The 12,577-nt window shown below is 44.5% G+C and carries 12 protein-coding genes; 5 read left to right on the top strand and 7 right to left on the bottom strand.

The annotated features are described in order from the left end of the window. Positions 1-32: 32 nt before the first annotated feature. Together L1D37_RS06465 and argA are read right to left on the bottom strand one after the other, a co-directional pair. Complete coding sequence (locus L1D37_RS06465; protein WP_008223046.1) at positions 33-224, bottom strand: hypothetical protein; 192 nt, start codon at positions 222-224, stop codon at positions 33-35. A 282-nt stretch (positions 225-506) separates the two neighbouring features. Beyond that, complete coding sequence (gene argA / locus L1D37_RS06460; RefSeq protein ID WP_017631938.1) at positions 507-1,844, bottom strand: amino-acid N-acetyltransferase; 1,338 nt, start codon at positions 1,842-1,844, stop codon at positions 507-509. 161 nt (positions 1,845-2,005) lie between these two features. Between argA and L1D37_RS06455 the strand changes: the two genes are divergently transcribed. The 4 genes from L1D37_RS06455 (at position 2,006) to csdE (ending at position 5,066) form a co-directional block, all read left to right on the top strand. Next, positions 2,006-2,479, top strand: a complete 474-nt coding sequence (locus L1D37_RS06455; RefSeq protein ID WP_239847324.1) for a DUF2850 domain-containing protein — start codon at positions 2,006-2,008, stop codon at positions 2,477-2,479. Positions 2,480-2,560: 81 nt separating this feature from the next. Then, positions 2,561-3,673, top strand: coding sequence for a murein transglycosylase A (gene mltA / locus L1D37_RS06450; protein ID WP_239847288.1), 1,113 nt, complete (start codon positions 2,561-2,563; stop codon positions 3,671-3,673). A gap of 113 nt (positions 3,674-3,786) precedes the next feature. After that, a complete protein-coding gene (tcdA, locus tag L1D37_RS06445; RefSeq protein ID WP_008223054.1) occupies positions 3,787-4,596 on the top strand; it encodes a tRNA cyclic N6-threonylcarbamoyladenosine(37) synthase TcdA in 810 nt (269 codons plus the stop codon). A gap of 41 nt (positions 4,597-4,637) precedes the next feature. Continuing rightward, entirely contained in the window at positions 4,638-5,066 is a 429-nt protein-coding gene (csdE, locus tag L1D37_RS06440; protein ID WP_239847287.1) for a cysteine desulfurase sulfur acceptor subunit CsdE, read from the top strand. 151 nt (positions 5,067-5,217) lie between these two features. Here the strand turns inward: csdE and L1D37_RS06435 are convergent, their stop codons facing one another. The 4 genes from L1D37_RS06435 to L1D37_RS06420 form a co-directional block, all read right to left on the bottom strand. Beyond that, the gene (locus tag L1D37_RS06435; RefSeq protein WP_017631933.1) at positions 5,218-5,697 is read right to left on the bottom strand and encodes a porin; all 480 of its coding nucleotides are present in this window, start codon (positions 5,695-5,697) and stop codon (positions 5,218-5,220) included. A 359-nt stretch (positions 5,698-6,056) separates the two neighbouring features. Beyond that, positions 6,057-7,268, bottom strand: coding sequence for a cysteine desulfurase CsdA (gene csdA, locus L1D37_RS06430; RefSeq protein WP_239847286.1), 1,212 nt, complete (start codon positions 7,266-7,268; stop codon positions 6,057-6,059). 86 nt (positions 7,269-7,354) lie between these two features. Further along, on the bottom strand, positions 7,355-8,248 hold the full coding sequence (panE, locus tag L1D37_RS06425; RefSeq protein WP_239847285.1) for a 2-dehydropantoate 2-reductase: 894 nt from the start codon (positions 8,246-8,248) through the stop codon (positions 7,355-7,357). A 111-nt stretch (positions 8,249-8,359) separates the two neighbouring features. Beyond that, positions 8,360-9,181 (bottom strand): outer membrane protein OmpK, encoded by an 822-nt coding sequence (locus L1D37_RS06420; RefSeq protein WP_239847284.1) that lies wholly within the window; start codon positions 9,179-9,181, stop codon positions 8,360-8,362. Positions 9,182-9,769: 588 nt separating this feature from the next. Here L1D37_RS06420 and L1D37_RS06415 point away from each other — a divergent pair. Continuing rightward, positions 9,770-11,116 (top strand): DUF4397 domain-containing protein, encoded by a 1,347-nt coding sequence (locus L1D37_RS06415; protein ID WP_239847283.1) that lies wholly within the window; start codon positions 9,770-9,772, stop codon positions 11,114-11,116. Between the two features lie 78 nt (positions 11,117-11,194). On the opposite strand, the gene L1D37_RS06410 is transcribed toward L1D37_RS06415, so the two are convergent. Next, positions 11,195-12,553 (bottom strand): MFS transporter, encoded by a 1,359-nt coding sequence (locus L1D37_RS06410; protein WP_048657901.1) that lies wholly within the window; start codon positions 12,551-12,553, stop codon positions 11,195-11,197. Positions 12,554-12,577: the final 24 nt, after the last annotated feature.

The raw sequence follows: 12,577 nt of genomic DNA, 5'->3' as shown, positions 1-12,577 counted from the left end.
CAAAGCAACCATCCCTGGTTGCTTTGAGCGTGCTAGGAATCAGTGCCTAAAAACGCTCGAGTAAACGATATGTGGTTTATCTTGTATTTTGCTTGGCAATTCAAAATAAACTCTTTTAGATTCTCGCTCACAGGGAACACGCAGTGTACGTCTAGCCCTTCTAAGAATTGGTTATCAGCCATATCCCAAAAACTTTGCAGCGAGTTACAAACAATGGTTCTCATATCAATGTTGCTCTTTTTGCTGTTTATACTAACGGCAGAGCTACTGCTAGCGTGCTGACCGTTAACGGGTATAGCAATCCGTGCAGTTACCACCTCAATAAGTTCGATGTGACTATCGAGATGGTAATTCCTATAAAAACATTTGTTAATATTATTAAAGCGCTTAAATTCTATACAATAATTCGTGTGAGTGAAAGTGCATACTTAATAAATCTCATATAGAAAACGATTACATTTGCAATTATTTTTCTTTTGAACTGAGATTCTAGTCCAAAACTTTATTTACACGTTTAACGCTAAGATCTTTGAGTTGCGTTGATAGTTGTATAACCCTTGTTTTTCCATCGGCAACTCATCCACACCGATCTCGTAAAACCCTTGTTCACGGAACCAATGCAGGCTATGTGTCGTTAAGACAAAGATCTGGTCGATATCGCGAGATTTCGACTGGTGACGCATGTAATCCAGCAATAACTGCCCACGGTTACCATCACGATAATCAGGGTGGATAGCCACGCACGCCATCTCTGCCATGTGATCTTCTGGGTACGCGTAGAGCGCAGCACAGCCGATGATCAGCCCGTCCTTCTCGATAATGGTAAAGCGGTGGATCTCTTGTTCTAGTTGCTCTCTTGAGCGGCGCACGAGAATGCCTTGTTCTTCAAGTGGACGAATAAGGTCAAAGATGCCGCCAATATCATCAATCTGAGCTTGTCTTACTTGCTCGGCACTCGCCATAACCACTTGGGTTCCAATACCATCGAAAGAGAAAAGCTCTTGGATCAGTGCACCATCGACTTTGTAGCTGATTAAGTGACAGCGAGGTACGCCTGCACGACACGCTGAGATAGCACCTTTTAGGAATCGCAGTGTGCCAGTGCTCATGTCTTCGGCTGGGTTTTGAGATTGAGTTAAGCGCTCTAGGATGAGTTTGGCGTCTTTCGGAAAAAGCTCGGCGAGTACATTACCGTTTTGATCCGTGACCCCTTGCTCCGAGCAAAAGCCAATGAGTTTGTCAGCTTTTAAGCGAATGGCTACTTGAGTCGCGACCTCTTCAGAAAGTAGGTTAAAGCTTTCGCCTGTTACAGAACTGGCGATTGGACCAAGCAATACAATAGAACCTTGGTCGAGTGTGCGATTAATCCCTTCAATATCGATTCGACGAATACGCCCGCTATGGCAATAGTCGGTGCCATCATCGACACCCAAAGGTTGAGCTGTAATAAAGTTGCCACTCATCACGTTGAGTTGAGTGCCTGCCATAGGTGTGTTGTTTAAGCTCATAGAAAGACGAGCTGTGATGGCAAGTTGTAATTGCCCAGCAGCCTGCATAGCAACACCTAGAGAATATTCATCGGTGACTCTAATATTCTTGTGATAAGGCGTATGACAATCTTGTTTTGCTAACAGTTGGTTGATCTGCGGTCTTGCGCCATGAACAAGCACAATCTTGACTCCAAGGCTGTGGAGTAGGGCAATATCACTAATAATGTTGCCAAAGTTTCTATCGGCAACGGCTTCGCCTCCCAGCATAATTACCATGGTCTTGCCACGGTGAGCATTTACGTAAGGGGTTGATTGTCTGAAACCTTTTACTAGCGCTGTACTTCTTAATTTCACAGAACAAGTCCATTTTGTTTATTTATTCGATAATTTAGCATTTAAATTCAAATTTAAACAACACCTTTTTGGAATAAAGCGCAAACTATGCTCATCTAAGGTTCATTATATAAACGGTCTCAGTGTAGAATGCGCATAGCATCTTTATGAGTAGTTACCGAATGCAACAAGCTCCAGCAACAAAGAACAAAATCGACGAGATAACCACAGGTCTCTACAGTGAGGCAGAACAACGCAACCAATCTAAGTTTAAGCGTAAGATCATCGAGCGCTGTCTCATGGTTTTGGCTCTGGTCGGTTCGTTCGCAGTGGTGTCACTTTTTGGTGATGTGATCACTCGATTGCAAGATGCAGCAACGCCAAATCACTTGCTTTATGGTACTTGGATTGAACAAGATGTTGCGCATTACGCGACGGATGAGTTTGTGTTGAATGTAAATGGTGTATCAGTGGCGGGCTCTATTGTTGCGACTAACTTTGAGTTTGATGGTAACTACTTCGAGTATAAGACGGGCGATCAAACGTATCGTTTCCGCATGACCAATTCCGACAACACCGAAATGATGCTTGATTCGGACAGTCACTACAATCCAGTATTTCGTCTTAAAGGCCATATCGACCACTCAGTCCGATAGGTTATCTTATTGTAAACTCTTACAATCTAAGATTGTGTTATCTGACTGTTTTTGTCATCCTCGATGCATAGAATTTTTAGGATGACTCTTGTGATTAAAAAATGGCTTCCCCTTGTTGCCGCCTCTTTACTATTTGGCTGTGCTCAACCCACCGATCTTGCTCAACAACATCTTGATGATGAATTTCCTCGCACCTTAAATAAGGTCGAACAGGTTGAATCCAATAAACCAAGAGACTACACCGCATTCGCAGAACAAGCTGAGATGGTGGTATCCAAATCCCCTTCGATGGCGAAAATCTATGAGCCGCTTTATCAGCAACTCAATGAGTGGGCGCTGCAAAGCGGTGATCCAAGCCAACTAGCAAACTTTGGCGTTCAGACTGCTCAACTTGGTGGTGGCGATAAGCAAGGCAATGTTTTGTTCACGGGCTACTTCTCTCCTGTGATGGAATTGCGCCATGAAGCCAATGAAGAGTATCGATTCCCTGTTTATGGGCTTCCTGACTGCGATAAAAACTGCCCAACTCGCGAAGAGATCTACAACGGCGCTCTAGAAGGTCAAGGTCTTGAACTTGGCTACGCTGCTAACCGAATCGACCCATTTATGATGGAAGTGCAAGGCAGTGGCTTTGTGCATTTTGGAGATGATGACACGCTGCAGTATTTCGCTTACGCGGGTAAGAACAATAAGGCGTATGTGAGTATTGGCCGTGTGCTGATCGAACGAGGTTTAGTTCCGCGTGAGAAGATGTCGCTGAAAGCAATTAAAGAGTGGGTATTGGCGAACGAGCCTGAAGTGGTGAAAGAGCTGCTTGAGCAAAACCCTTCTTTCGTATTCTTTAGTGCGAGAGATGACTTATCGGTAATGGGTAGCGCTGGCATTCCACTGTTACCAATGGCCGCAGTTGCGGGCGATCGCTCTATCTTACCAATGGGAACGCCGATTCTGGCTGAAGTACCACTATTAAATGCCGATGGTACTTGGAGTGGCGCACACCAACTAAGACTGTTACTGGTTTTGGATACGGGCGGTGCGGTTAAGCAGAACCACTTAGACCTTTACCATGGCATGGGCCCACGAGCAGGTACTGAAGCGGGTCATTACAAGCATTTTGGTCGAGTGTGGAAACTTGGCTTAGATGGCAGTGCGACTGAAGCGCCTTGGGCTTTACCACCTGAAAAGGTCGAGTAAGCGGCAATAAAATAGGGCATTGAAAGCGAATCGCTAATCCCCTAGACTTTTTATTCAAGAGTGCGTATAAAACGCACTCTTTTCTTTTTCTCAGAAACAAATTGGCGGCAACAATGCGTGAATTGACCACTCCAGCTTCAGAAAACTATGACCAACGATTCGGTGGCACTCGTCGCCTATATGGTAATAGTGAAGTCGACATACTTAGAGCGGCACATGTGTGTGTGATCGGTATTGGTGGTGTCGGTTCATGGGCGGTTGAAGCGCTTGCTCGCACGGGTTTAGGTGAGCTAACGCTGATCGATATGGACGACGTGTGCGTGACTAACATCAACCGTCAGATCCACGCAATGTCGGGCACGGTCGGTAAGAGCAAAATCGAAGTGATGGCCGAGCGCGTTAAACTGATTAACCCTGAGTGTAAAGTTAACCTGATTGACGATTTTATCGGCCCTGACAATCAGGCGGAATACCTTTCAAAAGAGTTCGACTTTGTTCTCGATGCGATTGATAGCATGAAAGCTAAGGCTTCGCTGTTGGCGTATTGCCGCAGTAACAAAATCAAAGTGATCACCACTGGTGGCGCCGGTGGTCAAGTCGACCCGACTCAAATCAAAGTGGCTGATCTGACTAAGACGATTCAAGATCCGCTAGCGAAGAAACTGAAAGACACGTTGCGTCGTCACCACAACTTCCCTACTAATCCTGCGCGTAAGTTTGGTATCGACTGTGTGTTCTCGACAGAACAGCTGAAATACCCGCAAGCTGACGGCAGTGTATGTGCTGCGAAAGCGACAGCCGAAGGTCCAAAACGAATGGATTGTGCGACAGGTTTTGGCGCAGCAACGGTAGTAACCGCGACTTTTGGTTTTGTTGCTGTTTCACGTATCGTAGAAAAGATCATTCAAAAGCACAGTAAGTAACTCATTACTTTACGCTTACTAAGAATTTACTGGACATAAAAATGACGTCATTCCCAAGTTCTCCATTCGGCCAAGAAATTACTAGTGATGGTATTGTCGCAAAAATGCAAACTCTCAGCGGTTGGGAAGACCGTTATCGTCAAGTGATTCAATGGGGAAAGAAACTGCCAGCAATGCCTGAGGAACTGAAAAGTGAGCAGGTTGTGGTCTCTGGTTGTGAGAGCCAAGTGTGGCTATTTTCGCAGAAGATCGACGGTGTTTGGTACTTTTGCGCCGATTCAGACGCACGTATTGTGCGTGGCCTTATTGCGTTAGTGATGGCGGCATATGATGGTAAAACATCCGAGCAGATCCAAGCGTTCGACATCGATGGCTATTTCGAAGAGATTGGCTTAATTACGCATTTGAGCCCTTCTAGAGGAAACGGACTTAAAGCGATTGTTGAGCAGATCAAGACCCTCTCCGCTTAAGCGTCTATCTGTTTGAGAACTCTTTTCTGTTTGAGAGCCTCTTCGTTTAAGAATCTCTCCGTACAGATAAGCAAGTGAAAGTATTAAAAAGAAACGGTGCCCAGTGGCACCGTTTTTGTTTTAGCGGCTAACGGAATAAGTCGATAGAAAATTAGAAGTGGAATTCAGCGCTTACCGCGTAGCCATTCTCGATAACTTTTGCTTCGTACATTGTGTATTCAAGAGCAACACGAGCAGGGCCAATCATTACACCCGCCCCCACACCATAGTAAACATCGTTGCTATCACCAAGGTTGCTTTCAAAGTGCCCAATACCCGCACGGCCATAAATATCAAAGATAGTGATTGGCAAAGAAACTTTTGCGCTAGTTAGCCATGCATTCGAGTAAACGTGCTCAAAATCTTTGTGCGTATCGACAAAGTCAGCGTAGCCAGCTTCGATAGAAAGCAGGTCGTTGAATGCGTAACCCAAGTACAAGTTGTATCCGCTATTCTCATCTGTCATATCGATGTTTTCGTTCTCTACTTGGTACTCAGAATACAAGTAGCTTGCACCTATGTATGGGTCTGCTGAAGCTTGTTGAGCGGCAGTTAGCATTACTAGAGGAAGAACGATTGTTTTAAGTTTCATTGTGTTGTCTCTATCTAAAAAGTTTGTATTTAAAGTGCTATTCCGTCAGCTCTGGGTCACCCATGATAAATGGCGGTTCTTGTTATTAATGGCGATAGTCAGTTTGTTATCTGCGGTTAACGAGAACGGGGTGCATTGTGTCTTTTTTTAGAAATGACTCATCAATGAAGTCTTAGAAATCGATAAAAACGAATAATAGGGATATCAAGAAAATATAAAGTCACTTAATATCAGTGTTTTATGTTGAAAGTCTTGGGGCTGAAAAGAGAGCAGTATTTATTGGGGAAGTGGAACTATTCTAGAGGAGGGGATGTCTGGCTCGAATAATTGAACCAGACATTAATACCCTTGGTGGTTTTTTAGAGCATATCGACGGCTTTTTCAATGGCTGCAATGAGCTTTTCGACATCATCCATATTGTTGTAAATACCAAAAGAGATTCGCACGGTTCCTTTTACGTTGAACGCATCCATTAATGGGTGTGCACAGTGGTGACCAGCACGAATGGCAATACCTTGTTGATCCAATAACGTCGCAATGTCTTGATGGTGAACGCCATCTATTACAAACGTAATCACACTAGAATTTGGCTTGTAACCAAGGATCTGGATGTCATCTAACTGATTGAGTGCTTGATAGGTTTTCTGTTGTAGCTGGTGGATATGCTGTTCGACATCTTGTTGGTCAAACTGATGTAACCACTCTATTGCTGTACTCAAAGCAATAGCCCCTGCGACATTAGGTGTACCCGCTTCAAATTTGCCCGGTAGTTCAGAAAACGTCGTGCCAGAAAAAGAGACACGCTCAACCATTTTGCCACCACCATGCCAAGGTGGCATCGCCTCGAGCAATTCAAGTTTGCCGTAAAGCACACCAATACCTGTAGGAGCATAGAGTTTGTGCCCAGAGAATACGTAGAAATCCGCACCTAAAGTAGCGATATCCACTGACTCATGAACAACGCCTTGCGCGCCATCGACCACAACAATGGCATCCATCTTATGGGCTTTATCGATCACTTGCTCAATCGGTTGGCGAGTGCCCGTGACATTGGTTATCTGAGCCAGAGCAACAATTTTAGTTCGTTCAGTTAATAGAGCATCGAAGGCATCAAGGTCGAATTCGCAGTCTGGTGTCATTGGCACCTTGATGACTTTAGCACCGGTTTGTTCAGCCACAATTTGCCAAGGCACGATGTTGGCGTGGTGTTCCATTTCACTGACTAAGATCTCATCGCCAGGTTGAAGAGTACTTCTTGCGTACGTTTGAGCAATTAGGTTAAGTGCTTCGGTGGCACCGCGAGTCCAGATAATTTCCTTTGAAGACGTAGCGCCAATAAACTGAGCGACTTTGTCTCTTGCTGCTTCAAATTGACTGGTGGCTTGCGCGGTTAAGCTATGGCTACCACGGTGAACATTGGCATTTTGTTTAGAGTAATATTGGCTAATGGCATCAATAACCACCTGAGGTTTTTGTGTGGTTGCCGCGCTGTCTAAGTAAACCAACGGTTGTTGGTTGATGGTTTGTGATAGCGCAGGAAACTGCTCTCGGATGTGATTGATATCAAGCATCTATTCTTACCTAAATCGTGGAAATTGGTGCCAGCATTACGCTGAGCGGTATCGTTATTTTATCGTGACTTGTTAAGCGTTGCTGACTATTCTTGGTGATTCCAGCTATTTTCTCGTTCTTTAACCATTGCGAACAGCTTTTGGTTCGTGGGCACTTCTATTTGATGCTTGAGTGCAGTCTTTATAAGGTGTCCGGTAATGAAATCGATCTCAGTCTTTCTTTGATAGAACATATCTTGCTTCATTGAAGAGTTATTCTGTGCTGTGGCGTGAATAACCTTGTTGACGCTTGCTTCTAACTCATCAAATGAACAAGCAATACTTTCTGCCTGCATTACTTGCGTGAGTTCGTGAACGATGGAATTTAACGTTTCGCTGAAGCGTTGATCGGCCAGTTCCCCATTCTTGACCTGTTCCAATCCTGTCAGTGGGTTGATAGCACAATTGATGGCGAGCTTAGTCCAAAGCGCAGTTTTTATCTCAGGATTCCAATTCACGGTCGGTAGGGCGTGTTCCAACACGTCAATCAAAAAAGTGCATTGCTGACCTTTGAGGTTAAAAGCCCCCAGTTGAGTTTGGCCTAACCCTGTGTGAGAGACTCTGTTACGGTCAGGTTTAAAGGCTGCTTGGGTGGTAGTCGCTAATACTACCGGATGAGCATCAATCTGAGAGGCTATCTCGTCAACCGCGCCCATTCCGTTGTGCATGAACATTAGAATGGTATCAGGCTCGAGATATTGAAGTAACGGAGTGGTGGCTTCTTTTACTTGCCAGGCCTTGACCGTGACGATCACTAAGTCACTCGCAGATAGCTTGTCGATATTGTTGTTACTGAAGGAGAGTGAAGTTTGTTCATCAAGTGATAGGTCTATAGAGGTGTCAGAAGAGCGACTCCACAAAGAGACATTATGACCAGCTTGAAGTAGTTTTATGGCCCACAAAGAACCAATCGCTCCGGGTCCAACAATCGTGATGTTCACAGCAATACCGAGATGAGAAAGTGATGCAGCAAGGATAGCGAGGCATTAAATGAAAGCAATAAAAAATGGCACCCGAGGGTGCCATTTAGGAAACTTTTCTTAGAAGTTCGATTAGAACTTGTAAGTTACTGCTAGGTAGTGACCTACACCAGAAGAGTCAACAGTTTGAGTCCATGGTAGTGCTTCACCATCTTCAAAGCCGTAGATATCTTTGTATAGTTTCAAACCGTAACCAACAGCAAATTGGTCTGAGTGCCAGTAAATACCGTTAAACATAGCACCGCCGTTTGACGTGTTAGTGTTGAACTTGTTACCAGCTTTATCTTCCATACCAAATTGGTAATCGATGTAACCTTGGTAAGAGATGAATGAACCGTTCTCGAAGAAGTAGAAAGGTTTGAACCAGTTAGTCGAGATTTGGAAGCCATTCCAATCTTTGTCATTACCGTAGTAAGAACCGTATAGGTTTAGGCCAACTTTACCGAACCATGGCACCATGATGTCAGAACCAAGACCGATCTTCTGGTTGTTTACGCCAGAGTTACCACCCCATTCCATAAGAGATGCAACGTAAAGTTCTTGAACTGGACCGAAAGAAAGATCTTTACCAGTTAGTCCGTCAAGAGACATACGAGGTGCGAATTTCATGAAGATTTTTTCTGCACCAGCTTTGTCGCTGCCTGGATCTGAAGTTAGGTTGAATACGTCAACATAACCATAAAGATCGAAGATTCCAGAGCGGCCGCCAAATTCCATCTCCAAGTAATCGTGAGTTGATTCTGGACCAGCGCCTTTCTCATCGATTGCAGCCATAAGGTTGAACTGCATCCACTTGTAATCGTTTTTGTGGATGTCGCCGTCAGAATAATCTGCTGCCATTACTGGAGCAGAAGTTGCTGCAAGTAGGCCAAGAGTTAAAAGTGATTTACGCATAATGGAACTCTCTATGTTTGAAATAAGTAACCCGCTAATCCGTGCGTGTTTATATGTCCGAATGCCGAGCATCATAGCGATTTTGTTCTCAAATAAAAGTGAGACGGAGTGAAAATTGCAATTATTATAGTGAGGTTGATCACACTAACGATCTAAATGATGGAACTTTAAGGTGGCAATGCATCTTGATGCACCCTGAGTTCTATTGATTTTGTGAAATCTGATTATTTTGTAGATAAATTGGTGAATTGCTGCTCTAAGCAAACGATTATACTAAATAGAGTGATATGCATATCAAAATCAACAGTATTCTTTTCTATGTAGTTTATCCCCAGAAAACGACTAAATCTCTCCTCAGTTAGATCCTCTCTTTGATCTATTTTTAATCAACTCCGTAATGGTGGTGGAATCAATTGATGAACAACTCATGTGATGAGTAATTTGGAATGTGAGCCTTATTACTTTTCCCATCACAGATATTATTGAGACAGTTCACTGCACTAAATACTGAGAGAGAGTATTTGAAGATTTTTTACTGAGCTTATCTTTTGTGTGACGAACTGGTCTAACTTTTTGGAGAGAAGACCGATGAAATATTCACCATTACTAGCGGTAGCAATATCAGCGCTGTTCATTGTTGGGTGTGATGATGACGATGAACCTACTACACAACTTCAAGCTGTTCATGCATCACCCGATGCTCCTTTAGCTAATGTTATCGTCAACAGTCAGGCTCGTTGGACTGGCGTCGATTATGCTCAAGCGTCTGGGTACGCGTCAGTAACAGAAGGGCAGACTTCAGTGCAAGTTGATGTTCAGCTTCCCGGAGAGGCTGTCGCAACCGTCATACCTCAAAGCCAATTTAATCTGAGCCAAGACCTCGATTATACGGTGATGGTGGTGGGCGATGCAGATGGTTCCAATAACCCTGTAGAAGCTCTAGTTGTTACTCGCCCTGCTGCGGGCACGGCGACGAGTTCAAGTTTAGATGTGCAAGTAGTCCATGCGGCAACAGGTGTCGGCGATGTAAACTTGTATGTCACAGGTCCTAGTGACCCATTGGGTGCACCGTTGGGGACGTTGGCTTATAAAGATTTTACCGATGTGCTAAATATTCCTGCTGGTCAATATCGTGTGAGGCTTGAAACAGTAAGCGGCAGTGCTATTGCGTTTGATTCAGGAGAGATCACTCTCCCTGCAGGTAGCGAGTTGACCATTGCAGCCGTACCAAGAGCAGATTCTAATAGTGCTTCACCTGTTAAATTGATGGTAATGGACGGTTCTGGCTCATCTTTAATCTACGATATGGTAGAAACGGCAGAAGTCAGAGTTGGACATTTAGTTGATGGTGCCCCCGATGTAGACCCATTTGTAAATGGTTCGGCTTTTGCGCCTTTAGCTGATTTGATGTTCAAGGAAATCCGAGGATTTATCGATTTGGCTGTCGGAAGCTACGATATTGATATCTTTGCAGATGGTACTACAACTAATGCACTGATTGATGCAGATGGTGTCGCGGTATTTGCTGGTATGGATTACAGCATCTATGCGGTAGGGACAGTGAGTCCTCTGAATCTGGAAGCTTTGGTTGTTCCAGAAAACCGTCGCCCGGTTGCGACCAGTGCAGTATTGAATATTACGCACGCGGCGGCTAATCCAATTGCGGCTTCGGTTGATATTTACTTGACCGAGAATACGGGTATTGCTGGCAGCACTCCTGCGCTGAGTGATGTGAAATTTAAAGATTATGTGAATGGTATTTATGTTGCAGCGGGAACCTATTATGTAACGATTACCGTTGCAGGTGACCCATCAACAATAGCGGTTAATTCAGCACAGGCGATATTAGCTGATGGCGTGGTATATCAAGTTGTGGCGATCGACGATTCGGCGGGCACAGGCTTCAATCTTATTGTGAGTGATACAACAGACTAGCGTTTACTAAATCATTAGTGACAAAGTAAAAGAGGGTAGCGTGAAGCTACCCTCTTTCTATTCTGTCTTCTTTTTCTCTTATTCGTGGTTGGTTTTCGCTTTTTCTAGTAAATCTGTGAAAAAGTGGCGTAACGAATAGAGCATGATCAAACTTGGTATCACCATAAGCGCAGTAAGTATAAAGAAGGTTGACCAGTCATTGAGGTAATCAACCAACTCACCACTGAAGGAAGCCAGTGTGGTACGACCAAAGTTACCTAAGGATGCGAGTAAGGCGTATTGTGTTGCTGAAAACGCTTGGCCTGTTAATAACGTTAGGAAAGAGACAAACGCAACGGTAGAAAAGGCTGTTGTGAAGTTGTCGACAATGATGGTTGCCAAGAACAAGGTTTCACTCGGGCCAGTCTGAGCGATCCACGCAAACATTAGATTACTTGCCGCCATTGCCACACCGCCGATCATCAGCCCGCGTACAATACCGAATTTCACATTGAAGACACTGCCTACCAAAGTAAAGAATATGGTCGCTCCCCAGCCAATTAACTTGGAGTAGTGACCGATCTGTTCGTTACTGAAGCCTATCTCTTTATAGAAGGTGATCGACATGCGACCTAAGAAGGCTTCACCTATCTTAAATAGGAATACAAACAGCAATAGAGTAATGGCAACTTGAACGCCGTTTCTTTTGAAGAAATCATAAAACGGTTCAATTACCGTTACACTGAACCAAGCGACAAGCTTTGAGCCGACCACTTTATTGTGTCGTTGCTGTGCTTGCTCTTGTAGGGCTTCGCGTTGTGTATTTGGCTCTCCGACAAAAAGAGTAAACAGCATTAATACAACAACGACACCTGCCATCCCGTAATACACGCCATTCCAACCGATTGAATCTGCATTAATAAAGGCAAGGTAGCCTGGTAGAGAATACCCTGTCCACCAACCAATTACCGCCATTGCAGAAGCTTGCGGCAGTTTTGATGCTTCGGATTTTGGGAAGGTATCAATACGAAATGCATCAATCGCGATATCTTGCGTAGCTGAGGCAATGGCAATAGCGAGCGCCAACATTGAGGTAAACGCCAAATTCTCTGCGGGATTGACGCCTGCGATGAATAAGGTGCCGATTAAAACAATGGTTTGGCAGAAAAAGATCCAACTGCGGCGCTGGCCGAGTATTGCGTGAAGCACCGGTAGCTTTACACGGTCTACCAATGGTGCCCATAAAAAGTTAATCGCATAGACGGCAAACACACTACCAAAGTAGCCAATGGCTGCTCGTGTTAAACCTGCATCTTTTAGCCAACCAGACATGTTGGATCCAATAAGAACCCATGGGAAGCCGCTCGAACAACCGAGCATAAACACCCAAAGTAGGCGTTTATCAAGGTAGCTGCGGAAAGTCTGCATCCAAGAAAGAGAGGGAGTGCCTGATGACATGGGGCGTCCTTGTATAGAAAAACG

Origin of the sequence: Vibrio sp. Isolate33 (genome assembly GCF_022397895.1) — a bacterium.
Classification (GTDB): Bacteria; Pseudomonadota; Gammaproteobacteria; order Enterobacterales; family Vibrionaceae; genus Vibrio; species Vibrio pomeroyi.
This window is presented reverse-complemented; position numbering and strand designations above follow the sequence as displayed.